We start from the raw sequence: 24189 nt of genomic DNA, 5'->3' as shown, positions 1-24189 counted from the left end.
TCCTCTAGCGCTTCTGTCGAACGATCTTTTCCTGCTCGACCGAATCCGCGTCGATCGCCTGGAACTCCTCGTGACCTGCACCGAAGCCGTCCGCCCCGGCGCCGAAGAAGCCCTGCTTGAATCCGATGATCTGCGACTGCAGCTCCTCGGCCGTCGAATCCTCCAGCTTGCCCGTCTGGGCCAGCGTGGTGAGGACCTGCGACTTGTGTCCGAGGTGCTCCAGGAACTCCGTCTCGAAGCGGTTGATGTCCTCCACCGGGACGTCGTCGAGGTAGCCGTTGGTACCGGCCCAGATGGACACGACCTGCTGCTCGACCGGCATCGGCGAGTACTGGCCCTGCTTGAGCAGTTCCATCAGGCGCGCACCGCGGGTCAGCTGCTGGCGGGACGCCGCATCCAGGTCCGAGGCGAACATGGCGAACGCCTGCATGTCGCGGTACTGGGCGAGATCGAGCTTCAACGTGCCCGAGACCTTCTTCATCGACTTCACCTGCGCGGCACCGCCCACGCGGGACACCGACACGCCGACGTCCACCGCGGGGCGCTGGTTGGCGTTGAAGAGGTCCGACTGCAGGAAGATCTGGCCGTCGGTGATGGAGATGACGTTGGTCGGGATGTACGCCGAGACGTCGTTCGCCTTCGTCTCGACGAGCGGGAGGCCCGTCATGGACCCGGCGCCGAGCTCGTCGGAGAGCTTCGCGCAACGCTCCAGCAGACGGGAGTGCAGGTAGAAGACGTCGCCCGGGTAGGCCTCGCGTCCCGGCGGGCGCCGCAGGAGGAGCGAGACCGCACGGTAGGCCTCGGCCTGCTTCGACAGATCGTCGAACACGATGAGGACGTGCTTGCCGCCGTACATCCAGTGCTGCCCGATGGCGGAACCGGCGTAGGGGGCGAGGTACTTGAAGCCTGCGGGGTCGGAGGCGGGAGACGCGACGATCGTCGTGTACTCCAGGGCGCCCTTGTCCTCGAGGGTCTGGCGGACGGCGGCGATGGTCGACGCCTTCTGGCCGATCGCGACGTAGATGCAGCGGACCTGCTTGTCCACGTCACCGGAAGCCCAGTTGGCCTTCTGGTTGATGATCGTGTCCACGGCGATCGCGGTCTTGCCGGTCTGGCGGTCGCCGATGATCAGCTGGCGCTGTCCACGGCCGATCGGGATCATGGCGTCGATGGCCTTGAGGCCGGTCTGCATGGGCTCGTGCACCGACTTGCGCTGCGTGACGCCAGGAGCCTGGGTCTCGAGTGCACGGCGCCCTTCGGCGACGATCTCGCCGAGGTCGTCGATCGGCTGGCCCAGGGGGTCGACGACGCGGCCGAGGAAGGCGTCACCGACGGGAACCGAGAGGATCTCGCCCGTGCGGTGCACTTCCTGGCCTTCTTCGATGCCGTTGTAGTCACCGAGCACGACGACACCGATTTCGCGGGTGTCGAGGTTCTGGGCGAGTCCGAGCGTGCCGTCCTCGAACCGCAGCAGCTCATTGGCCATGACGGAGGGAAGACCCTCGACACGGGCAATGCCGTCGCTGGCGGTGCTCACGCGGCCGACTTCGACGCGCTCCGCATTTCCGGGCTCGTAGGACGCCGCAAAGTCGTTCAACGCACTACGGACGTCTTCGGCGTTGATGGTCAATTCGGCCATCTCAGTCCCTGCTCTCCTGTGTTGTGATCACCATGGGATGCGTGGCGACCGGTGTGTGATTCAGTGGGTGTGGCGCGGGCCGGGTGGGGCGCGAGCGCCCTATCCCGCCAGCTTGCGGCGCAGTTCGGACAGCCGCGTGACGACGGTCGAATCGACCATCTCGTCTCCGATACTGACGCGGACTCCGCCGATCAGTGCCGGGTCTACCTTGACGTTGACCTTGAGCTCGCGGCCGTACATCGCGTTCAGGCCGGACTCCAGCCGCTCGTGCTGGCTTGCCGTCAGCGGACGGGTGACGCTGACGTTGGCAATCCAGCGCTGCTGGCGTGCTGCGACCAGTTCGAGGAACCGTTCGACGAGGGTGGCGGGCTTCAGGCCGCGCGGGGAACGCACGGCCTGGCTGATGAGGAGCCTGCCCGCGGGTCCGGCCTGGGGCACGAGCTTCAGGCCGAGGACGACCTTCGACTCGGGGGTGGCCTGCGCGTCCGAGAGCGCCCTCTGCAGGGCGTGGTTCGAGGCGACCACCTGGGTGAAGGAGTACAGCTCGTTCTCGAGCCGGTCCAGGCCCTCCACGCCGCTGCCCTGCTCGGCCACCGCGATGACCACGGTCGCCGCGAGGGTCTCCAGGGCGTCCCCGATGTCGCGGGCGTTCGCCCACCGCTCGGTGACGAGGTCCCTGATCACGGCGGCGGCATCGGACGAGACATGGCCGGCGATGAGCTGGTCCACCAGCACCGCCTTGTCCCGCCCGGTCCGGGACGGGTCCGTGAGTGCACGGCGCAGGCCGGCGTTGCCGTCGAGGATCGACAGCACACCGAACAGCTCCTCCGCGAGGCCCAGGGATGCGCCCTGCAGGCGGGACTCCAGCCCTTCACGGACCGTTGCCAGGGACTGGCTCGATACTCCTGCCATTACTTCGCCGCACCTGCGCTCTGTGAGGACGTCTCGAGGTCCGCGAGGAACCGGTCGATGACGCGGGACGAGCGGGCGTCGTCGGCGAGGGACTCCCCGACGATCCGGCTCGCGAGATCGGTCGCGAGCGTGCCGACCTCCGCGCGGAGCGAGACCACGGCGGCCTGGCGCTCTGCCTCGATCTGCACGTGGGCCTGCTCGGAGATGCGCGCCGACTCGGCGGCTGCCTTCTCCTTCAGGTCCGCGAGGATCTGCGCGCCTTCGGCGCGTGCTTCCTCACGGATGCGGTTGGCCTCCGTGCGGGCATCCACGAGCTGCTGCTTGTACTCCTCCAGCGCCGCGTTGGCTTCCGCCTGGGCGGCTTCCGCCTTCGCGATGCCACCCTCGATGGCTGCCGTTCGTTCTTCGAACGTCTTCTCGAATGCCGGCATGACGTACTTGATGACGATGAACATCAGCACGGCGAACCCGACGAGGGTCACGAGGAACTCCCACCAGTTCGGTGCGAGCGGGCTCGAGCCCTCCTCCGCCGCCATAATCGCTGCGTTAAGCATTTTTCACCCGTCTTTCTTCAGCTTGTCTTCGGTCGGTCAGGGCGGCCTTGTCAGGCGCCGATGACGAAGGCGAAGACGAGGCCCAGGATCGCGAGGGCTTCGGTCAGCGCCAGGCCGAGGAAGGCGATGGGCTGGAGGACACGCTGTGCCTCAGGCTGGCGAGCTACGCCATTGATGTAGGCCGCGAAGACGAGACCGACACCGATACCACCGCCGATTGCGGAGAGACCGTATCCAACGAGGTTGAGGCTACCCTGTACTTCCATTGTGTTCCTTTCAAGATGCCGCCTTGGTGCGACAGGTTGTTTGGGATCATCCCCGACGGGGAAGACGTGTGTGAATCAGTGGGCGTCGGCGTGCAGTGCGCCTTCGATGTAGATCGCGGCGAGCAGCGTGAAGACGTAGGCCTGGAGGATCATGATCAGGGCCTCGAGCATGTACATGGCGACGGCTCCGACGAGGACGAGCACGCTGGTGCCCTGCAGGAGGATGTTGCCGGTCATGACCATGTACTCGATGGCGGATCCGGCGAGGGTCACGATCAGGTGACCGGCGAGCATCGTCGCGAAGAGTCGCAGCGAGTGGGTGACCGGACGGACGATGAAGTTCGAGATGATCTCGATCGGCACGACGATCGGCAGGATGTACCAGGGAACGCCCGAGGGGACGACGGCCAGCTTGAAGTAGCGCAGGCCGTGCTTCTGGATGCCGATGCCGACCCACAGGAGGTAGAAGATCGCCGCGATGGCGTAGGCGCTGCCGGGGTGCGAGAAGCTGGGAAGCTGCAGGAACGGGATGGCCCCGAAGATGTTGTTCACCAGCACGAAGAAGAAGGCGGTGAAGAGCCAGGGGACGTACTTGATGAAGTCCCGGCCACCGATGATGTCCTTGCCGATGGAGTTGCGGACGAAGCCGTAGGCGGACTCGCCGAGGAACTGCACCTTGCCGGGGACGAGCTGCCGGCGTCGGGACGCCACCAGGAAGAAGGCGGCGATGAGGATCACGGACAGGATGACCATGAGCATCTGCTTGCCGAAGCCGGGGTCGAACCAGACGCCGTAGGGGTCACCCCAGGGGAGGATGTCCCGGTAGTGGGTGTCCTCGATCGTCGGGGCTACGAATCCCTCTTCGGTAGTTGCGGCCGGGAGCGCAAGCGCGATCAACGCGTTTCCTCTCTGCTGTGTCCATCGTTGGGCAAGATCTGTTCGGCCGCAGCGTGACTGGTCCGACTCATGAAGTTATGGGGATTCACTCGGGTTCATCCTCGGCACCGGACGTCGACCGGGATCCGCGCTGCGGACTCGGTGTGTGGTTCCGGGTGAGGTTGTGCATGTGGGAGAGATAGAAACCCCCTGCTGCACCTACGAACGCTCCCGCCAGCACCAACCAGTGGGTGTCGAGGAGATTATCCAGCCCCCAGCCTATCAAACTCCACACTGCGATCCCGCCAACGATGTAGCTGAAGACCGCGATCCCGGCGTTGTAACCGCCGTTCGAATAGCGTGCCTCGCCCGGTGCCGGGGGCTCGCCGGACGGGCCGTCGGGGCGTGGGGGGATGCCGGCCATGTCAGGGGCCTTCCGGGCGGCGGACCGCGGGGTCGGTTGCGCCGACGACGGGCTCGTCGTCGTAGAGGGGGGTGCGGATGCGCGAGAACGCGATCACCTCGGCGACCTGCCACACGATCACGGTGGCAAGGGCGCCCCAGAAGAACCAGGTCCGGTCGAGCCAGCCCGGGGTGCCGAGCAGGAACAGGACGGCGGCGAACCCGACGACCTTGATCGCGTAGGTGACGGCGAAGAGTCCGAGGGCGCCGGAGGGGTTGGTCCGGCCGGTGAAGTGGCCGATCAGCAGGCTGATGCCGAAGAACACCATGACGAGGGCGGCACCGAACAGGACGCTCAGGGCGGCGGCGGGCGACGCCACGGACACCGCGACGCCTGCGAGCAGGACCGCCGTGGCCGCTCCCCCGGCGGCACTGCGGGCGAGGATGCGCAGCCAGGGGCCCGCCGTGGGTTCCGACGCCGGCGGGAGCGTCGGGTCGTCGGCTCCTGTGGCCGGCTGCTCCGGTCGTGGCACGTGCTGTCCGCTCTGTCGGCTGCGCCGGGCGGCGCCCTGCTGGTCCCCGCTCGACGGCGTCGGGGGGACGGGAGCCGGACAGGCGGGACCTCAGGTCACCGCGCCCGGCGCCTGAAATTCTACCCCACGGCGGGGACGGCGCCCCGGGTCAGGCGTCGGCGGCCACACGGCGGCGGGCGAGAGCGCGGAAGATCCGCGGTGAGTAGAGGTACAGCGCGACGACCGCCGCGGCGAACAGCGAGGCGGACACCGCGAGCGGTGCGGGGGCGGTCGCGAGCACGAAGCCGGCGGCCCCGGTGAGCGCCGAGAGGACGCTGACGAACAGTGCCACCTGGACATGGGTGAGCCCCGTGTCGGTGAGCCGCTGGTACACGTGCTGGCGGTGCGCGGCGTAGAGCCGCTCCCCGCGCCGGGCCCGGCGCAGGAACGTGGTGAACGTGTCCGCCAGGTAGATGAGCACCGGCGAGAGGAGGTACTCGAGGTAGACGCCGGCGAGCAGCCCGGTGACGGCCATGGCCGCGATCGATGCCCCGAGCAGGTAACTGCCGACATCGCCCAGGAACACGAAGCCCCGGCCGAGGTTCCAGGGCAGGAAGCCCGCGAACGCGGCTGCGACCACGAGCCCGGCGACCGTGAGCCACCACTGGTCGCCGAGGACGCCGGCCCACGAGTAGAACAGGCCGACGACCACCCCGTGCATGCCCGAGATCCCGTTGATGCCGTCCATGAAGTTGGCGGCGTTGATGTACGTCGCCACGGCGACCGCCCCGACGGGCACCCACCAGTAGCTGCTGTCCTCGATCGTCGTCGCGAGGACGGCCGTGCCGATCACGCCGATCAGCAGCTGGGCCGAGGCCCGGACCCTGATGGACAGCCCGCGGAAGTCCTCGATCCAGCCGAGGGTCGCGGCGGCGCCCACCATGCCGATGACCACGGCGATGAGGGAGCGGTCGACGGCGACGAGGCCGAGCGCCAGGGAGGTGCCGAGAGCGACGAGGATCGCCGCGGCGACCGCCATCCCCATCCCCCGGATCACGACCGTGGTGTGGGATGAGCGGCTGTTGGGGATGTCGACCACGCCCCACCGCTTCAGCAGCGGCTTCACGACGACGGGCAGCGCGAGGGACAGGCCCAGTGCGAGGAGCCCCACGGCCACCAGCTGCGCGGTCACGACGTCGGCCCTGCAGTACTCGCGGTCGACGGCGCGGCGTGCGCCGCGTCCCCGGTGTGCGCCTGGTCCGCGGTGTCCGTCCGGTCCACGGACCCTCCCGTGAGGGCGCCGAGCTGTGCCTGCCCGAAGCCGCCCTCGTTCTTCCAGCGCCGGAGGCTCAGCCGTCCGGGATCCAGCGGTGCCACCGAGGTGTGCGAGATCTTCGGGTGGAGGGGACGGGAGTCGTTCTCGCCGACCCCGATCAGGTCCTCGTGCATCTTCTCGCCGGGCCTCAGGCCCGTGAAGACGATGTCGATGTCCTTGCCGGACATCGCGATCATGCGCTGGGCGACGTCGAGGATCTTCACGGCCTCGCCCATGTCGAGGATGAGGACCTCCCCTCCCCTGCCGATCGCTCCCGCCTGGACGACGAGCTGGCAGGCCTCCGGGATGGTCATGAAGAAGCGCGTCACCTCGGGGTCGGTCACGGTGATCGGACCGCCGTTGCGGATCTGCTCGGTGAACAGCGGGAGCATGGAGCCGCGGCTGCCGATCACATTGCCGAAGCGCACCGACACGTACCGCTGGCCCGTGCGCTCCGCGTGCCAGGAGGTGAGCTTCTCGGCGACGCGCTTGGAGTGGCCGAGGACGCTCGTCGGGTCCGCCGCCTTGTCCGTGGAGATGTTGACGAAGTTGGTGACGCCGACGGCCGCGGAGGCCCGGAGGACGTTCAGTGAACCCTGGACGTTGGTCTTCCAGGCCTCCTCCGGGTACTGCTCGAGCAGCGACACGTGCTTGAGGGCGGCCGCGTGGAAGACGACCTCCGGCTTGCGGTCCTCGAAGATGTCCAGGACCGCATCGGCGTCGCGGATGTCGGCGAGGACGGTGTCGCGTCCGGTGAGCAGGCCGCGACCTGTGAGGGAGATCTGCGTGGACTGGAGGCCCGTCTCGTCGCGGTCGAGCATGATGAGCTCCGCCGGGGCGAAGGTCGCGAGCTGGCGGCACAGTTCCGAGCCGATGGACCCGCCGGCCCCGGTGACCAGGACGCGTCGGCCGGTGACGTACCCGGCGACCTCGTCGGGGTGGATGTCCACGGGGCGACGCCCGATGAGGTCCTCGACGGCGACCTCGCGGAAGTCCGCCATCCCCGCTCCGGACGCACCCAGCATGTCCCGCAGCGGCGGGAGGACGAGCACCTTGATGCCGAGACCCGCCACGAGGTCGGAGACGCGGCGCACCTGTGCTGCCTCGATCTCCGAGAACGCCATGACCAGGACGGAGGCCTGTGTCCTCGTCGCGACGTCCCGCAGGTCGTCGATCCGCCCGAGGACCGGCACGGTGGAGAGCCGCAGGTGCTTCTTGGCCGGATCGTCGTCGATCAGCCCCACGGGGAAATAGGGCGATCCCGGGTCCTGCATCATGCGGCCCACGAGCGAGTTGCCGAGGAACCCCGCCCCGTAGATCAGCGTGCGCTGCGCGTCCTCGCCGGGCTTCGCCTTGCTCTCCACGTACATGCGCTTGAGGTAACGGGTCGCGGCCAGGAACATGCAGGCGAAGGGGAAGGCGATGATCCCGATGCTGCGCGGGACCTCGATGACGGTGAAGAACGCGACGCTGACGAGCACGAGGATGACGGCGACGAGTACCGCGACGATGACGAGCAGCCTCGCCTCATGGAAGCTCCCGAAGCTGTACCTTCCCCGGTACAGCGCGAAGCTGAGCCCCACGGCCAGCTGGGCGATGACGGCCACCGCGCAGAACGCGGCGATGCCGGGGACGTTGATCTCCTTGACGAGGAGCTCGTAGCGGAGGATCAGCGCGAGGAGGATGGCCACGATCCAGGCCACGGCGTCGAGCAGGTACTGCGACCACAGCCAGATCGCCGGCTTGTCGCCGGAGGAGGCCACGGCCGTCGAGCCGCGTGTCCGGGCGGAGGCCCGGCCTTCGTTGAGTCCCATGATTCCTAACGGTGTCGTGTAGGCGTCCACCGCGCACCGGACGTGCTGCGCCCGGGGAGGTCCGCACCCGTGGTGCCGGGACGCGTTCCGCCGGGGCTGGAACACGGTGTAATAGACTGCTCCTACCCCAGAATACTAACTGCCCCGCCTGTGCCAGGCCTGTTGCGCACTGCGTTGGCGCGGCCCGGAAGGACCAGGTTGCACGTCCCCGACGCCGGCTCGCCCCGCGTATTCCTCGTGATCACGACGTTCAACCGGGCAGCGCTCCTGCGGGGGCTCCTCGACTCGATCGCGACCCTCGACCCTGCACCGGCGGGCGTCGTCGTCGTCGACAATGCCAGTACCGACGCCACCGCCGACGTCCTCGCCGACATCCACCTCCCCATGCCCGTCCTCGTGGAGCGCCCGCCGCGGAACATGGGGGGCTCGGGCGGTTTCGCGGCCGGCGTCGCGCGCGCGCTCGACGAAGGGGCGGACTGGCTGTGGCTGATGGACGACGACGTCGTCGTCCTCCCCGACGCCCTCGCTTCCTTCGCGCCCTGGATGACCCGGTACTCGTGCATCCACGGTCGCCGGTACGACGCCGCGGGCCGGCCGTTCTTCTGGCAGCACATCCTCGACGAGTTCACCGGCGTCCATCTCCCGGTCCGGGGCGACGTCTTCGCGACCTCTCCGGTCTTCCACACCAATGTCGCCTGCTTCGAGGGCATGCTGGTCTCGGCCGGCGTCGTCCGCGAGATCGGCCTGCCCGACGCCCGGTTCTTCCTCAACGGGGACGATCTCACGTACGGGTGGCTCGTCTCGCAGCGCTACCCCGTGGCGTACGTCGACGCCTTCGTCCTCCGCAAGACGCGCGCGCAACGGCAGATGGACCTCGGTGTCCGGCACCTCAACGAATCGAGCGACCTGTCGCGGTTCTGCGGCATGCGCAACCGCGGGCACCTGGCTCGGTACCTGCAGGCGCACGGCCGCTACCACCGCCTGGGTTTCGGCCTCGGCACGCTGCTGTCCGCCGGGAAGGAACTCGTCCGCCTCGTCGCCGTCGAGCGGTCGGTCTCCGGTGCGTCGCAGGTGTGGCGGGGGTGGAGGGCCGCCCGCGTGATCCTCCACGACCCCGACTGGCAGCCCGAGCCGCCCCTGCGCGATCCCGTCGGGCGGACGGGCGGGTCCCGATGAGCTGGCTGGTCCTCGGCGGCTCCGGCTTCGTCGGCTCCGCGGTCCTGCGGGTGCTCCATGCGGCGGCTATCGACGCCCAGGCCCTGCCCGCACCCCGGCTCGTGACCGCAGCGGACACACCGGAGGCACTCCTCGACGCCGCGGACGCCGCGGACACCGCGGCACTGGAGGCCGGGCTCGCCGGGTACGACGTCGTCGTGAACGCGGCCGGACTCGCCACGCCGTCCGCCACGGACAGCGAGGACCTGCTCGGCGCGAACGCCCTGCTGCCCGCCGTCGTCGCGCGTGCCGCGGCCGCGGCCGGAGCGCGGCGCCTCGTCCAGCTCAGCAGCGCGGCCGTGCAGGGCCGGACGCCGCTGCTCGACGAGACCGGGGCGGTGCGTCCGTTCTCGGCCTATTCGCGGAGCAAGGCGCTCGGCGAGCAGGCCCTGGCCCTGGCGGCGGCGCGGGAGCCGTCCCTGTCCGTCGTGACGGTGCGGGCGACGTCGGTGCAGGGCGAGGGACGTCCGACGACGGCGGCGCTGGCGCGTCTCGCCCGCTCGCCGCTCGCGTCCGTGGCCTCGCCGGGCGACGCACGATCGCCCGTCACATCGGTGGATACGCTCGCCGAACTGGTGCTGGCCCTCGGCACCCACGCCGGGTCCCTTCCGGGGCGGGTGCTGCAGCCCTGGGAAGGACTCACGGCGCGCACCGTCCTCGAAGCCGCGGGCGGACACCCGCGGACCCTGCCGGCCCCGCTCTGCCGGGCCGCCGTTCGGAGCGGCTACCTGCTGTCCTCGCTGGTGCGCGGGCGCCTCGACGGCCATGTACGCCGCGTGGAGCTCATGTGGTTCGGCCAGGACCAGGTGCCCGGCTGGGCCGTCGAGCACGGCCTTGCACCGGCGGCCAGGGTCCGCGAGGTCCTCGCCGGGGCGGGCGGCGCCGCACCGGGGTCCGACGGCGCCTGACGGGGACCGGGGACCTACTGCGCGGCGTCTGCTTCTGCGGCGTCCTGTGTCCCGCCGTCGATGTCCACGAGGTCGGGCACCACCTCGCGGAGCGTCTCGAGGGTCAGGGTGCCCTGCCGTACGACGCGCAGCGTCTCCCCCGTCGTGTCCACGATGGTGGACCCTGTGCCTCCGGCGTCGGCCCGGGGCCCGGCGTCGAGGTAGACGGCCACGGACTCGGCGAGCTGCTCGGCGGCCTCCGCCGCCGTCGTCGCGGCCGGCCGTCCCGTCCTGTTCGCGGAGGACACCGCGAGCGGGCCCGTGAGCGTCAGCAACCCGAGGGCGACGTCGTCGTCGGGCATGCGGAGCGCCACGGTGCCGAGGGTGTCGCCGAGGTCCCAGGTGAGAGACGGCTGGGCGTGGCAGATGAGGGTCAGGCCACCGGGCCAGAACGCCTCGGCCAGGCGGCGGGCGTCAGGGTGGACGTCGGTTGCCAGTCCGTCGAGGGTCTGGATCCGCGGGATGAGGACGGGCGGCGGCATGTTCCGCCCGCGCCCCTTGGAGGCGAGCAGGGTGGCCACGGCCTGCGGCGAGAAGGCGTCCGCGCCGATGCCGTAGACGGTGTCGGTCGGCAGGACGACGCACTGCTTGAGGGAGACCGCGCGCTGGGCGGCCGCCAGCCCTTCGCTTCGCTGGGTGGGATCGGAACAGTCGTAGCTCGTTGTCACCCGATCATCCTTCCACTGCTACCGGTGGCGGCGCACATCGGGTCGGAGCGCCGGCCCGTCAGGGAGACGGCGGCGGGCCGAAGCCCGTGCCGCGGAGCCCCGCGGAGTAGGCGGCGAACCAGGCCCGCAGGCCCCGGAGGTCGCGCTGCGTGATGAAGTAGTAGGGGAAGCCGACGATGTCCGCTCCGAACCACCGCAGGTTGCGGTACTTGCGCGCGTTGTACGCACGGTTGCGGAAGTAGGAGAACCGCTTGAAGTCGCCGTCGGGGATGACCGGGGTGATGAAGCCGCCGAAGATCGGCTTCATCTCCGACCAGGTGGCCGGATGCCGGACGGCGACGGTCGCGAGCGTCCCGTACGTCAGGCCGGCCTTCCGCACGCGCGCCAGGAAGTCCACCTCGTCACCGCGGATGAAGTACTTCATGTCCGGCAGGCCGATCTTCGAGAACACGTCCGCGCGGATCAGCGCGCCGTTGAAGAAGTGCACCATACCGGGCAGGTAGCCCATGGGTTCGAGGGTCGCGCGGTCGTTCGTCAGCAGCCCGTTGATGCGGAAGTTGAAGGACAGCCGCGACGGATCCGAGGTCGCGGCGACGAGCGGGCTCACGATGTCGAGTCCGTGCTCGTGCGCGGCCTCCAGCAGCCCGGCGAGGCACCGCTCGTCCTCGGGGTGGCCGTCGTCGTCCATGAGCCAGATCCATTCGGCCCCGCTGGCGATGGCCGCGAGGATGGCGAAGGCGAAGCCGCCGGCCCCGCCCAGGTTGGCCTCGGAGCGGAGGTAGTGGATGGCGCCTCCGGCCGCTGTGGCGGCGTCGACGACGTCGGTCGCGGGCTTGGTCCCCGAGTCCACGAGGGCCACGGTGCGGATCGGTGTGGTCTGTGCGGCGAGGGAGCGCAGGAGCTGTGCCAGCTCCTCGTGCCGGTCGTAGGTGACCGCGGCGACGGCGACCGTGGCGAGCTGCGGGGCGGTAGCGGACCCGCCGGGTGGGGTGTGATCCGTCATCGGTGTGCCTCTCGGGGGGTGTCGGTGGTACGGCCGGTCAGCACGGCGCTCGTGGCACGGTCGCGGCCGCCGAGATCCTGGTGCGTGGTGACCGCGGTCCAGTCGCCGGTCTGCTCGAGGAAGGCGGCGACCCACGGTGCCTGCACCTCCGCGTGCTCCATGACGAAGTACCCGCCGGGCCGCAGGAGGCGGGCCGCCGAGCCGGCGGCGGCCCGGGGCAGCACCATGCCGTCCGCTCCCCCGCCGTAGAGCGCCATCCGCGGGTCGTGCTCCGCGACCTCGGGTTCGTTGGGGACGGCGCCGGCGGGGATGTAGGGCGGGTTGGAGACCACGATGTCGAAGGTTCCGTCCTGCTCCGGGAGCGCCGTGGCGAGGTCGCCCTGCACGAGGTGCACGCCGAAGCGCGCGAGGTTGGGCTCCGCCCAGGCCAGCGCGAGGTCGCTGAGCTCGACGGCATGCACCTCGGCCCCGGGCACCTCGTCCGCGACGGCCGCGGCGATCGCCCCCGACCCGGTGCCGAGGTCCACGATCCTCGGTGCGACGAGCCCCTCGGCGCGGTCGATGACGAGCTGCGCGACCGTCTCGGTCTCGGGCCGCGGCACGAAGACGCCGGGGCCCACCGCCAGTTCGATGCGACGGAAGTACGCCACGCCGGTCAGGTGCTGGAGCGGCACGCGCCGGGCGCGCTCGTCGACGAGGGCCTCGAATCCCTCGGGGACGGCGGCCCCGGTCAGCGCCAGCGCGCGTACCCGGCCGCGGGAGACCCCGAGCAGGTGCGCTGCCAGCAGCTCGGCGTCGACCCGCGGGCTGGGGACACCCGCCGCCCGGAGCTGCCGTTCGGCGGCCCGCAGGGCTTCCTCCACGGCTACTCGTCCGCGCCGATGGCGTCCAGGCGGGCCTGCTCGTCCATCTCGATGGCGGACTGCACCACCGGCTCGAGGTCGCCGTTCATGACGGCGTCGAGGTTGTAGGCCTTGTAGCCGGTCCGGTGGTCGGCGACCCGGTTCTCCGGGTAGTTGTACGTGCGGATCCGCTCGGAGCGGTCCATCGTACGGATCTGCGACTTCCGGATGTCCGAGTTCGCCGCGTCGATCTTCTCCTGCTCGTGGGCGAGGATGCGGGAGCGGAGCACGCGCATCGCGGCCTCGCGGTTCTGCAGCTGGGACTTCTCGTTCTGCATGGCGACGACGATGCCCGTGGGCAGGTGCGTGATGCGGACGGCGGAGTCGGTCGTGTTGACGGACTGCCCGCCGGGCCCCGAGGAGCGGTACACGTCGATCTTGAGGTCGTTCTGGCTGATCTCGACCTCTTCGGGCTCGTCGACCTCGGGGAGCACGAGCACGCCGGCGGCCGACGTGTGGATGCGGCCCTGCGACTCGGTGACGGGCACCCGCTGGACGCGGTGCACCCCGCCCTCGAACTTGAGCCGTGCGTAGACACCTTCGGCGGGATCGTTCGAGGACCCCTTGATGGCCATCTGCACGTCCTTGTAGCCGCCGAGGTCGGATTCGTTGGCGGAGATGAGCTCCGTCTTCCAGCCGCGGGACTCCGCGTAGCGGGTGTACATGCGCAGCAGGTCGCCGGCGAACAGGGCCGCCTCGTCGCCGCCCTCGCCGCCCTTGACCTCGATGATGACGTTGCGGCTGTCGTTCGGGTCGCGCGGGATCAGGAGCCGGCGCAGCTTCTCCTGCGCGGTGGCGAGCTGCTCCTCGAGGACGGGCACCTCGGCCGCGAACTCGGGATCCTCGGAAGCCATCCCTCGGGCCGCCTCGAGGTCGTCCTCGAGCGCGCTCCACCGGTGGTGGGCGTCGACGATGCGCCCCAGCTCCGCGTACCGGCGGCCGAGCCTGCGGGCAAGCGCCTGGTCCGTGTGGACGGCCGGGTCGGCGAGCTGGTCCTGCAGCTCGGAGTGTTCGTCGAGCAGTCCCTGGATGGACTCAAACATCGGATGTACCTCTTTCGGCTTGTGCAGCCAGTCTACGAAGGCCGGGACGGCGGAAACGACCACGATGCGGGGCTCCGCCCGGTCATCTCCGCCGGCCCGACGCAGGATGCCGGTTAACGGACACAGCCGTCCGGGACGTGCCGGCCGGAAATCGGCCCGCTCATCCCGGACGGCTGTCCGTCGCTAGTCGGAGTCCTTGGAGCCCAGCGTGGTCTTCTGGACCTGCATCAGGAACTCGACGTTGGACTGCGTCTCCCGGATCTTGTTGGTGAGCAGCTCCAGGGCCTGCTGGGTCTCGAGACCCGACAGCACGCGGCGCAGCTTCCACATGATCTTGACCTCGTCGGGCGAGAGCAGGTTCTCCTCGCGACGCGTGCCGGAGGCGTTGACGTCGACGGCGGGGAAGATGCGCTTGTCGGCGAGGTTCCGCGAGAGGCGGAGTTCCATGTTGCCGGTGCCCTTGAACTCCTCGAAGATGACCTCGTCCATCTTGGACCCGGTCTCCACGAGGGCGGTCGCCAGGATGGTGAGCGAGCCGCCGTTCTCGATGTTCCGTGCGGCACCGAAGAAGCGCTTCGGCGGGTACAGCGCCGCCGAGTCGACGCCACCGGAGAGGATACGGCCCGACGCCGGAGCGGCCAGGTTGTACGCGCGGCCCAGTCGGGTCATGGAGTCGAGGAGCACGACGACGTCCATGCCCATCTCCACGAGGCGCTTGGCACGCTCGATGGAGAGTTCGGCGACCGTGGTGTGGTCGTCGGCGGGGCGGTCGAACGTCGAGGCGATGACCTCGCCCTTGACCGTGCGCTGCATGTCCGTGACTTCTTCGGGACGCTCGTCCACCAGGACCATCATGAGGTGGACCTCAGGATTGTTGATCGTGATGGCGTTCGCGATCGCCTGCAGGATGAGGGTCTTGCCGGCCTTCGGCGGCGAGACGATCAGGCCACGCTGGCCCTTGCCGATCGGGGCCACGAGGTCGATCACGCGGGGGCCGATCTTCTTCGGGTCCGTCTCGAGGCGCAGGCGGTCCGAGGGGTAGAGCGGCACGAGCTTCGCGAACTCGACGCGGTCCTTGAGCTCCTCGGCGGGCTTGCCGTTGATCGAGGTGACGCGGACCAGGGCGTTGAACTTCTGGCGGGCGGCGGCCTGCGTCTCGCCCTCGCGGGGAGCGCGGATGGCGCCGACGACGGCGTCGCCCTTGCGCAGGTTGTGCTTCTTGACCTGGGCGAGCGAGACGTAGACGTCGTTCGGGCCGGGCAGGTAGCCGGAGGTGCGCACGAAGGCGTAGTTCTCGAGGACGTCGAGGATGCCCGCCACGGGCAGGAGGACGTCATCCTCGGTGACCTCGACGTCGTCGACCTCGGGGTTCTGGTTCCGGCCCCGACGGCGGTCGTTGCGCTCGTTGCGGTCACGGAAGCGGCTGGAGCGGTCCTCGGGACCGTTGCTCCCGTTGCGGTTCGCGCGGTTGCGGCGGTTGCGTCCGCGACCCTCGTCGTCGTTGGCGCCGTTGCCGCGGTTGTCGCTGCGCTCGTTGCCGTTGCGGCCGGTGTCGTTCTGGCCGTCATTGCCCGACTGGCCGCCGGACTGGTTGCTGAAGCCGTTGCCCGACTGGCCGTTCGACTGATTGGCCGACTGGCCGTTGGACTGGCCGTTCGACTGGTTGGAGCCGTTGCCCGCGCGGTCGTCGTCGCGACCGTTGCGGGAGCGGCTGCGTCGCTCGCCGCGGGTGTCGCCCTGCTGCCCGGACTGGGCGTCGGCCTGGTTTTCGCCCTGTCCGGCGTTCGGGGACTCGCCCTGCGAACCGTTCTGGGACTCGCCCTGCGAACCGTTCTGGGCGTCGGAGCGGTCCTCGCCGCGGCGGTTGCGGCGGTTGCGCTGGTTGCGGCCGCCGTTCTCGCGGTCCCCGCGGTCCTGCTGCTCGGCGGCCTGGCTGTCCTCCGCGCCGTCGCGGGACGGTGCCTCGGCCTGCTCGGCAGGAGCGGTCTCGGCTGCCGGGACGGAGACGACGCCGTCACTGCCTGCCCGGCGGTTGCGGTTGCGGGTGCGGGGCTGGCGCTCGGCCGGGGCGGCCGGCGCGTCCTGGGCGCGGTCCTCCTCGACGACGGCCTGGGTGGCCGCTGCGGCGGGCCGCTCGGCGTCGGCGCTGCGCTCGGTGCGGACACTGGGAGCCTTCTGGCGATCGGCCACCGCGGACCCGCGCTGGTGATCGGAGATCGCGGACACGAGGTCGCTCTTGCGCATCCTCGATCCACCGGTGATGCCGAGCTGGCCGGCAAGCGCCTGCAGTTGCGCGAGCTTCAGGCCTGCGAGACCGCTGCTCTTGGAAGTTGTTGCGCCGGTTGCTTCAGCGTCTTGGGTGGCCACACCTGGTAACAGGTCGGTGGTTTCAGTCACGAAGGATCCTTCCCCCTCGTCGGGCGGCCACATGATCAGTGGTCCGCGGTGGTTTGCCCCGTGCCGCATATGAAGCGGGCGGGGGATCAGCCGAACCGGATGTTACCCGGCAGGCCTGGTGGTGCTGGGAGCCTGAGACCGTCCTCGCGCGGGACGGTGTGTCCGTACGCTCGGGGATGGGGTCGGAGGCTACACCTTCAGGATGTGCTGCTGCTGATGGGACCTGCAGTGTTGCGGCGGTCCAGAGAAGACGGCCGGCTCAACAGAAACACACGGTACTTCTTGAGAAGCACAGTAGGTCGGCGTGAACGCCTCGCTACCCCTGGTGCCCTCTCATTTTAGCACCTTCCCGCTCTACTGCCAGCCGGAGGACACGCCAGGCCCCCGGCGTGTCGCCCGCGTCGATCAGGCGGCGGAGCGCGTCCTCGGCGGCGTCGGCATCGGCCTCTCCCGCGGCGAGGGTCAGCACGCTGGGACCGGCCCCGGAGATGGTGCTGGCGAATCCGGCGGCGCGCAGTGCCCGCATCAGGGTGGCGCTCGGCAGCATGGCCGGCGCGCGGTAGTCCTGGTGGATCGAATCCTGGGTGGCGGGGAACAGCAGGGACGGATCGGTGCCGAGCGCGTGCACGACGAGCGCTGCCCGCCCCGCGTTGGCGGCGGCACCGGCGTGGGGCACCGACGCGGGCAGCAGTGCCCGGGCGCTCTCCGTGGACAGCGCGAGGTCGGGGACGGCGAGGACGGGGATCACGTCGGGGTGCACCTCGACGCGCGTGCTGTGGAACACGCGGCCGCTCTCCCAGGAGATGGCGAGGGCACCCATGAGGGCGGGGGCCACGTTGTCCGGGTGTCCCTCGATCGAGGCCGCCCACTGCAGCAGGTGTGCGGCGTCCATGCGCTCGGCCGCCGGCAGCAGCGCATTGCCCGCGAGCACTCCGGCGACGATCGCGGACGCGGAGGAGCCCAGCCCCCTGCCGTGCGGGATCACGTTCACGGTGTCGAGTTCGAGCCCCGGCGCACGGCGTCCCGCGCGGTGCAGGGTGCTGATGAGGGAGCGTGCCACCAGATGGCGCTCGTCGAGCGGCAGGTCGCCGGCACCCTCCCCCGTGGGACGCACCGTCGTCGTGCCCGACGTCGTGGTGCGGACCCGCACGGTGTCGTGGAGCGAGAGGGCCAGCCCCAGGGAATCGAAGCCCGGTCCCAGGTTGGCGCTCGTGGCGGGCACCCGGACCTCGACGTCCTGGTCGACGTCGACGGCCGGGAGCTCGAGCAGGTCCTCCGGCAGGAGTGCGGTGTGCAGGCCCGACACGTCAGTCCTCGAGTCCCAGCGCGGCGGCCACGCTCACGACGTCGAACTCCACCTTGGTGGGTTCGACGTCGGCGCCGTCCGCTGTACGGAGCGCCCACTGGGGGTCCTTGAGTCCGTGGCCCGTGACGGTGATGACGATCGTCTTGCCCGTCGGGACGAGTCCCTCGGCGTGCTTCTTCAGCAGGCCTGCGACACCCGCCGCGGATGCGGGCTCCACGAAGACGCCCTCACGGGAGGACAGCCAGCGGTGGGCGTCGAGGATCTCCTCGTCGGTCACGGCCTCGATGAGCCCGCCGGACTCGTCGCGCGCGGCGATCGCGAAGTCCCACGACGCCGGGTTGCCGATGCGGATGGCTGTCGCGATGGTGTCCGGCTCGGTGACCGGGTGCCCCTTGACGAGCGGCGAGGCGCCCTCCGCCTGGAAACCCCACATGATGGGGGTGCGGGTCGCGACGGCCGGGAGCTCCCCGTGGTGCATGGAGTCGTAGGGCGCCGCGTACTCCTTGTAGCCCTTCCAGTACGCGCTGATGTTGCCGGCGTTGCCGACCGGCATCAGGTGGTAGTCCGGGGCGTCGCCGAGGGTGTCGACGACCTCGAAGGCCGCGGTCTTCTGGCCCTCGAGGCGCGCCGGGTTCACCGAGTTCACGAGGAACACGGGGTACGCCTCCGCGAGCTTGCGGGCCACGTCGAGACAGTTGTCGAAGTTGCCGTTGACCTGCAGCAGCTGCGCACCGTGCGCGATCGCCTGGCTCAGCTTGCCCATCGAGATCTTGCCGTCCGGGACGAGCACGGCGCACGTGATGCCGGCCTGCGTGGCGTAGGCGGCGGCCGAGGCGGAGGTGTTGCCCGTCGACGCGCAGACCACGGCCTTCGCCCCGGCGGCGACCGCGGCGGTCATCGCCATGGTCATGCCGCGGTCCTTGAAGGACCCTGTGGGGTTCATGCCCTCGACCTTGAGGTAGACGGCGGACCCCGTCAGCTCGCTGAGGTGCCGGGCGTGCACGAGGGGCGTACCGCCCTCGCCGAGGGTGATGACCTCGGTGGCGTCGGTGACAGGCAGGCGTTCGGCGTATTCGCGGATGACTCCGCGCCACTGGTGGGCCACTTAGATTCCCTCTACTCGGAGCACGGATGAGACGGCGGTGATGACGTCGAGCGCGGCGACCTGCGCGACGGTCGCGGCGAGGAACGCCTCGGGCGCGCGGTGGGTGACGATGCGCAGCTCGGCGGTGGTGCCGCCGTCGGGCCCGCCCTGGTGGATACGCTGGCGCATGGTCTCGATGGACACACCGTTCTCGGCGAAGATCTGCGCGATCCGCGCGAGGACGCCGGGCTGGTCGGCGACCTGGAGCCCGATGCAGTAGCTCGTGCGGACCGTGTCGATGCCGAGCGGCGGGACGTGGCCGGTCGTCGTCTCGGTGCGGCCCGGGCCGCCGAGCACCATGCGCCGCGCGGCGCTGACGACGTCGCCCAGCACGGCCGACGCGGTGGGGGTGCCACCGGCGCCCTGACCGTAGAACATGAGTTCCCCGGCGTTCTCCGCCTGGACGAACACGGCGTTGAAGGCCCCCCGGACGGCGGCCAGCGGGTGGGAGCGCGGCAGGAGCGTGGGATGGACGCGGACGCCGACCCCGGCCGCGCCGGCGTCGTCGGTGAGGATCTCCGCGATGGCCAGCAGCTTGATGACGTAGCCGTCCTCCGCCGCAGCCGCGATGTCGTCGGCCGTGACCGCGGTGATGCCCTCGCAGTACACGTTCTCGAGGGCGAAGCGCGTGTGGAAGGACAGGGAGGCGAGGATCGCGGCCTTCGCGGCGGCGTCATGGCCCTCGACGTCGGCCGTCGGGTCGGCTTCCGCGTAGCCGAGGTCCTGGGCGGCCTTCAGGGCATCGGCGAAGGAGGCGCCCGTGGTGTCCATCTGGTCGAGGATGTAGTTGGTGGTGCCGTTGACGATGCCGAGCACGCGGGTGATGCGGTCCCCGGAGAGGCTGTCGCGGATGGGACGCAGGATGGGGACCGCCCCGGCGACGGCGGCCTCGTAGGACAGCTGGACGCCGGCGGCGTCGGCCTGCTCGTAGAGCTCGGGGCCGTCCTGTGCCAGGAGTGCCTTGTTGCCGCTGACCACGGTCGCGCCGTGCTCGATCGCGCGGAGGATCAGGGACTTGGCGGGTTCGATGCCGCCCATGAGCTCGATCACGATGTCGGCGTCCTCGACGAGCGTCCCGGCGTCGAGCGTCAGGAGCCCGGCGGGCAGGTCGACCTCGCGCTCGGCGTCGAGGGTGCGGACGGCGACACCGATGAGCTCGAGCGGCGCCCCGGCACGGCGACCGAGGTTCTCCGCGTCCTCGAGCAGGATGCGGGCGACCTGGGAGCCGACGTTGCCGCAGCCGAGGAGGGCGACGCGGAGGGGCTGGCGGGAAGGTGTGGCTGGCGTGTTCATGCGGTCCGTGGGGCTCCTGGTTCCGGGGCGGGCAAGGCGGGGTCGTGCGGGGCCGGTTCGCGCTGGACGTCCCTCCGGAACAGGTCCTCCTCGGTCTCGCCGCGCACGATCAGCCGGGCACGGCCGTCCGCGACCGCCACGACGGGCGGGCGCGTCAGGTAGTTGTAGTTGCTCGAGAGCACCCAGCAGTAGGCTCCGGTGCCCGGGACGGCGAGGAGATCACCGGCTCCGGTGTCCTCGGGGAGGTAGACGTCCCGCACCACGATGTCACCGCTCTCGCAGTGTTTTCCAACCACGCGGGAGAGGATCGGGTCCGCGACGGGCGTCCGGGACGCCAGGACGGCCGAGTAATCCGCGCCGTAGAGCACCGGGCGGGCGTTGTCGCTCATTCCGCCGTCCACCGACACATAGCGCCGCGGGTGCGTAACGGAGGCATCGGAGAGGACCTCGGAGCCGTTGGCCGCGGCGTCCACGCGCACGGTCTTCGTGGTCCCGGCGGTGTAGAGCGTGAAGGTCGTGGGACCGACGATGGCGCGTCCCGGTTCGATCGAGATCCGCGGGACCTCCAGTCCCAGCTCCCGGCAGGTCGTGCCGACGACGGACGCCATGGCGCGCGCGATCTCGGCCGCCGGTCGAGGTTCGTCCGCCTCGGTGTAGGCGATGCCGTAGCCGCCGCCGAGGTCGAGTTCGGCGAGTTCGACGCCGTGCCGGTCCCGGACCCCGGCGAGGAATCCGAGCAGCCGCTGCGCCGCCAGTTCGAAGCCCTCGGGCTCGAAGATCTGCGAGCCGATGTGGCAGTGCACGCCGAGGAGGTTGATGCCCGGGTGGGCGAGGGCGTCGGCGACGGCGCGCGCGGCGGGCGAGGAGGCGCCGTCGTCGTGCTGTCCGCCGTCCCCGACCTGTCCCGGTCCCTGCTCGGTGGTCAGCGAGAGGCCGAACTTCTGGTCCTCGTGCGCCGTGGCGATGAACTCGTGGGTGGAGGCGTGGACGCCCGGCGTCAGGCGGATCATGACATTGGCGCGGCGGCCGCGCTGCACGGCGAGGTCGCCCACGAGGGCGACCTCCTGCAGGCTGTCGACGACGATCCGGCCGAGGTCGGCATCGATGGCGCGCGTGATCTCCGCGGCCGACTTGTTGTTCCCGTGCAGTCCGAGCCGGTGGCCCGGCATGCCCGCGCGGAGGGCGACGGCGAGCTCGCCGCCGGAGCAGGTGTCGAGGCCCAGCCCCTCCTCGCGCACCCAGTGGGCCACCTCGGTGCACAGGAAGGACTTGCCCGCGTAGAACACGTCCACTCCCCCGCACAGGTCGCGGAAGGCGTCGTCGAAGGCGTCGCGGAAGGTGGCGGCCCGGGCGCGGAAGTCCCGCTCGGACACGACGAACAGCGGGGTGCCGTACTCAGCGGCGAGCTCGGTGACGGAGACACCGTCGACGCGCAGGACGCCGTCCGCGCCGCGCTCCACGTCCTCGGCCCACAGCTTCGCGTTTAGTCGGGCCTGGTCCGCGGGGAGCGAGAGCCAGTCGGGCGCGAGCGGGGACGCCTGGTCCGGCGCGGCCATGCCGGTCACATCCTCTCCGGTGCGGAGACGCCGAGGAGGTCGAGGCCGTTGGCCAGGACCTGCTGCGTGGCGTTGTTCAGCCAGAGGCGTGAGCGGTGGACGTCCTCGACGGGTGCATCGCCGAGCGGCGCGATGCGGCAGGCGTCGTACCAGCGGTGGTACGTCCCGGCGATGACCTCGAGGTGGCGGGCGACGCGGTGCGGTTCCCGGAAGGTCGCGGCCTGCGCGACGACGCCGGGGAACCGGCCGAGGGCGGCGAGCAGCTCGCCCTCCGTGGGGTGGCTGAGAGAGGCCGCGTCGAAGGAGCCGGTGTCCACTCCGGCCGAGACGGCGTTGCGGGCGACGGCGTGGGTCCGGGCGTGCGCGTACTGCACGTAGAACACGGGGTTCTCGTTCGTGCGCCGCGTGAGCAGGTCGAGGTCGATGTCGATGTTGGAGTCGGCGGAGAACCGGGCCAGGGTGTACCGGGCGGCGTCGACACCCACGGCGTCGACGAGGTCCTCGAGGGTCACGACCGTGCCAGCACGCTTGGACATCCGGACGGGCGCGCCGTTCTGCATGAGGTTCACCATCTGGCCGATGAGGACCTCGACGGTGTCGGGGTCGTCGCCGAGGGCGGCGGCGGCAGCCTTCAGGCGAGCGACGTACCCGTGATGGTCCGCGCCCAGCATGATGATGTTGAGGTCGAAGCCGCGCCTGCGCTTGTTGACGAAATAGCCGATGTCACCCGCGATGTAGGCGGGCGATCCGTCCGACTTGATGACCACGCGGTCGCGGTCGTCGCCGAAGTCGGTCGACTTCAGCCACCAGGCGCCATCCTCGTAGAAGAGGTTGCCGGAGCCCTTCAGCTGCTCGAGGAGGCCCCCGACGAAGTCGTTCTCGAACAGCGAGTGCTCGTGGAAGTAGACGTCGAAGTCGACCCCGAAGTCGTGGAGCGACTTCTTGATGTCGGTGAACATGAAGTCCACGCCGACAACGCGGAAGCGTTCGACCGCATTGGCCTCATCGAGCGACAGGATGTCCGGCTCCGCGGAGACGACGCGCTGGGCGATGTCCTCGATGTACTGACCGCCATAGCCGTCCTCCGGAGCGGCCTGCCCGGAGGCGCTCGCGAAGAGGGAGCGAGCGAACCGGTCGATCTGCGCGCCGTGGTCGTTGAAGTAGTACTCCCGCACCACGGATGCACCCTGCGACTGGAGCACACGCGCCAGTGCGTCGCCCACCGCCGCCCACCGGGTTCCGCCGATGTGGATGGGACCTGTGGGGTTCGCCGAGACGAATTCGAGGTTGATCTTCTGGCCTGCGAGCGCATCGCTGCCCCCGTAGGCGCGGCCCGACTCCACGATGGTGCGGGCGAGTTCTCCGGCCGCTCCGGCGTCGAGCGTGATGTTGAGGAAGCCGGGCCCGGCGATCTCCACGCTCTTCACACCGTCGATGCCCGCGAGGCGCTCGCTGAGGAGCTGGGCGAAGTCCCGCGGGTTCATGCCCGCCTTCTTGCCGAGCTGCAGGGCGATGTTCGTGGCCCAGTCACCGTGCTCCCGGTTCTTCGGTCGCTCGACGCGCACCTCCGAGGGGAGGTCGATCGCGAAGTCGCCGGCCTCGACGGCGGCCTTCAGGCATGCGGAGATTGCGGCAGAGAGTTCTTCGGGAGTCACTGATCCAGCATAGCCGCGCGGCCCGGGCCGCCCGGATTTTCGTGACGAGGGTCAAGTGGCCGTCGAACCGAAGGGGTGAGCCGTCCGGTCCCGCCGCGGAAACGAATGAGGGAGTAGATCCTCGGCACGACCATAGATGTTAGTTTCAGGCTCAAGGATCCGGACGGTTCGGACGCCCGCCCCGTCTCGCCGCGGCACCCCGACAGGAGCACCCAGTGACCAGAACAGGCCCGACCCGAACCACTGCACACGCGGCGGCCGGCGCACCCGGTTCCGCCCGCCACACGAGGCTCCTCACCGCGCTCGCCGTCGTGTCGATCCTCGGTACCGCCGGGTGTGCAGGTGCGGATGCCGGCGAACCTGCCGCCGGAACGGCCGCATCGGAACGGCCGGCGTCCGACGCTTCTGCCGGGGCACCCGCGCCCCCCGCCCCGACGCCCGCCGCGGGCGGATCCGCTGCCGGCGAGCAGGCCTACGAGGACGGCACCTACACCGAGACGGGCACCTACCAGTCCCCCGCCGGGCAGGAGGAGGTGGGCGTGACCCTCACGGTCGAGGCCGACGTCGTCACCGCCGTCGAGGTGGAGCCGATGCCCACGAATCCCACCACCACCCAGTACCAGGGCCGCTTCGCGGGCGGGATCTCGGACGTCGTCGTCGGCAAGAAGCTGGACGAACTCAGCGTGGACAAGGTCGCCGGTTCGTCCCTGACGAGCGGCGGGTTCAACGACGCCCTGGGCAAGATCAAGAGCGAAGCCCAGTTGTAGGCG

General features: G+C 70.3%; 22 protein-coding genes. 3 read left to right on the top strand and 19 right to left on the bottom strand.

Translation table 11 applies throughout. From position 1 onward, the window contains the following. Positions 1-4 precede the first annotated feature (4 nt). The 9 genes from atpA to ACX80P_RS00425 all read right to left on the bottom strand — a co-directional run bounded on the left by atpA (position 5) and on the right by ACX80P_RS00425 (position 8290). Positions 5-1639: a F0F1 ATP synthase subunit alpha gene (gene atpA, locus ACX80P_RS00465; protein WP_459276069.1), complete on the bottom strand. Its 1635-nt coding sequence runs from the start codon at positions 1637-1639 to the stop codon at positions 5-7. Between the two features lie 99 nt (positions 1640-1738). Then, a complete protein-coding gene (locus ACX80P_RS00460; protein WP_459276068.1) occupies positions 1739-2551 on the bottom strand; it encodes a F0F1 ATP synthase subunit delta in 813 nt (270 codons plus the stop codon). Then, positions 2551-3105, bottom strand: a complete 555-nt coding sequence (locus ACX80P_RS00455) for a F0F1 ATP synthase subunit B (RefSeq protein ID WP_459276067.1) — start codon at positions 3103-3105, stop codon at positions 2551-2553. The genes ACX80P_RS00460 and ACX80P_RS00455 overlap by 1 nt, the downstream gene beginning before the upstream one ends. A 50-nt stretch (positions 3106-3155) precedes the next feature. Further along, positions 3156-3371, bottom strand: a complete 216-nt coding sequence (locus ACX80P_RS00450) for an ATP synthase F0 subunit c (protein WP_019481292.1) — start codon at positions 3369-3371, stop codon at positions 3156-3158. 75 nt (positions 3372-3446) lie between these two features. Then, positions 3447-4268 carry a F0F1 ATP synthase subunit A gene (gene atpB / locus ACX80P_RS00445; RefSeq protein WP_459276066.1) on the bottom strand — a complete coding sequence of 274 codons (822 nt, stop codon included), beginning with the start codon at positions 4266-4268 and terminating at the stop codon, positions 3447-3449. An 85-nt stretch (positions 4269-4353) separates the two neighbouring features. Continuing rightward, positions 4354-4671: a hypothetical protein gene (locus tag ACX80P_RS00440; RefSeq protein WP_459276065.1), complete on the bottom strand. Its 318-nt coding sequence runs from the start codon at positions 4669-4671 to the stop codon at positions 4354-4356. A 1-nt stretch (position 4672) separates the two neighbouring features. Continuing rightward, positions 4673-5182 (bottom strand): Cg1360 family ATP-synthase-associated protein, encoded by a 510-nt coding sequence (locus ACX80P_RS00435; protein ID WP_459276064.1) that lies wholly within the window; start codon positions 5180-5182, stop codon positions 4673-4675. Between the two features lie 148 nt (positions 5183-5330). Then, entirely contained in the window at positions 5331-6353 is a 1023-nt protein-coding gene (locus ACX80P_RS00430) for an MraY family glycosyltransferase (protein WP_459276063.1), read from the bottom strand. Beyond that, on the bottom strand, positions 6350-8290 hold the full coding sequence (locus ACX80P_RS00425) for a polysaccharide biosynthesis protein (protein WP_459276061.1): 1941 nt from the start codon (positions 8288-8290) through the stop codon (positions 6350-6352). The genes ACX80P_RS00430 and ACX80P_RS00425 overlap by 4 nt, the downstream gene beginning before the upstream one ends. Positions 8291-8488: 198 nt before the next feature. On the opposite strand from ACX80P_RS00425, the gene ACX80P_RS00420 reads away from it, so the two are divergent. Together ACX80P_RS00420 and ACX80P_RS00415 are read left to right on the top strand one after the other, a co-directional pair. Next, positions 8489-9466: a glycosyltransferase gene (locus ACX80P_RS00420; RefSeq protein WP_459276060.1), complete on the top strand. Its 978-nt coding sequence runs from the start codon at positions 8489-8491 to the stop codon at positions 9464-9466. Then, on the top strand, positions 9463-10413 hold the full coding sequence (locus tag ACX80P_RS00415; RefSeq protein ID WP_459276059.1) for an NAD-dependent epimerase/dehydratase family protein: 951 nt from the start codon (positions 9463-9465) through the stop codon (positions 10411-10413). The genes ACX80P_RS00420 and ACX80P_RS00415 overlap by 4 nt, the downstream gene beginning before the upstream one ends. 14 nt (positions 10414-10427) lie before the next feature. Here ACX80P_RS00415 and ACX80P_RS00410 read toward each other — a convergent pair whose 3' ends face one another. The 10 genes from ACX80P_RS00410 to argS all read right to left on the bottom strand — a co-directional run bounded on the left by ACX80P_RS00410 (position 10428) and on the right by argS (position 23419). Then, positions 10428-11120: an L-threonylcarbamoyladenylate synthase gene (locus tag ACX80P_RS00410; protein WP_459276058.1), complete on the bottom strand. Its 693-nt coding sequence runs from the start codon at positions 11118-11120 to the stop codon at positions 10428-10430. A 58-nt stretch (positions 11121-11178) separates the two neighbouring features. Then, on the bottom strand, positions 11179-12123 hold the full coding sequence (locus tag ACX80P_RS00405; protein WP_459276057.1) for a glycosyltransferase: 945 nt from the start codon (positions 12121-12123) through the stop codon (positions 11179-11181). Next, positions 12120-12986 (bottom strand): peptide chain release factor N(5)-glutamine methyltransferase, encoded by an 867-nt coding sequence (gene prmC / locus ACX80P_RS00400; protein WP_459276056.1) that lies wholly within the window; start codon positions 12984-12986, stop codon positions 12120-12122. The genes ACX80P_RS00405 and prmC overlap by 4 nt, the downstream gene beginning before the upstream one ends. A 2-nt stretch (positions 12987-12988) precedes the next feature. Then, on the bottom strand, positions 12989-14068 hold the full coding sequence (gene prfA / locus ACX80P_RS00395) for a peptide chain release factor 1 (protein WP_459276055.1): 1080 nt from the start codon (positions 14066-14068) through the stop codon (positions 12989-12991). Positions 14069-14251: 183 nt separating this feature from the next. Beyond that, complete coding sequence (gene rho, locus ACX80P_RS00390) at positions 14252-16465, bottom strand: transcription termination factor Rho (RefSeq protein ID WP_459276054.1); 2214 nt, start codon at positions 16463-16465, stop codon at positions 14252-14254. Between the two features lie 316 nt (positions 16466-16781). Beyond that, positions 16782-17771: a homoserine kinase gene (thrB, locus tag ACX80P_RS00385; RefSeq protein ID WP_459276053.1), complete on the bottom strand. Its 990-nt coding sequence runs from the start codon at positions 17769-17771 to the stop codon at positions 16782-16784. 1 nt (position 17772) lies between these two features. Further along, positions 17773-18876 carry a threonine synthase gene (gene thrC, locus ACX80P_RS00380; protein ID WP_459276052.1) on the bottom strand — a complete coding sequence of 368 codons (1104 nt, stop codon included), beginning with the start codon at positions 18874-18876 and terminating at the stop codon, positions 17773-17775. Further along, entirely contained in the window at positions 18877-20208 is a 1332-nt protein-coding gene (locus tag ACX80P_RS00375) for a homoserine dehydrogenase (RefSeq protein WP_459276051.1), read from the bottom strand. Further along, the gene (gene lysA, locus ACX80P_RS00370; protein WP_459276050.1) at positions 20205-21764 is read right to left on the bottom strand and encodes a diaminopimelate decarboxylase; all 1560 of its coding nucleotides are present in this window, start codon (positions 21762-21764) and stop codon (positions 20205-20207) included. The genes ACX80P_RS00375 and lysA overlap by 4 nt, the downstream gene beginning before the upstream one ends. 5 nt (positions 21765-21769) lie before the next feature. Then, positions 21770-23419 carry an arginine--tRNA ligase gene (argS, locus tag ACX80P_RS00365; RefSeq protein WP_459276049.1) on the bottom strand — a complete coding sequence of 550 codons (1650 nt, stop codon included), beginning with the start codon at positions 23417-23419 and terminating at the stop codon, positions 21770-21772. Between the two features lie 215 nt (positions 23420-23634). Here argS and ACX80P_RS00360 point away from each other — a divergent pair, with 215 nt between their 5' ends. Further along, positions 23635-24186, top strand: a complete 552-nt coding sequence (locus tag ACX80P_RS00360) for an FMN-binding protein (RefSeq protein WP_459276048.1) — start codon at positions 23635-23637, stop codon at positions 24184-24186. Positions 24187-24189: the final 3 nt, after the last annotated feature.

The sequence above is a fragment of the Arthrobacter arabinosi genome, assembly GCF_054511115.1.
This window is presented reverse-complemented; position numbering and strand designations above follow the sequence as displayed.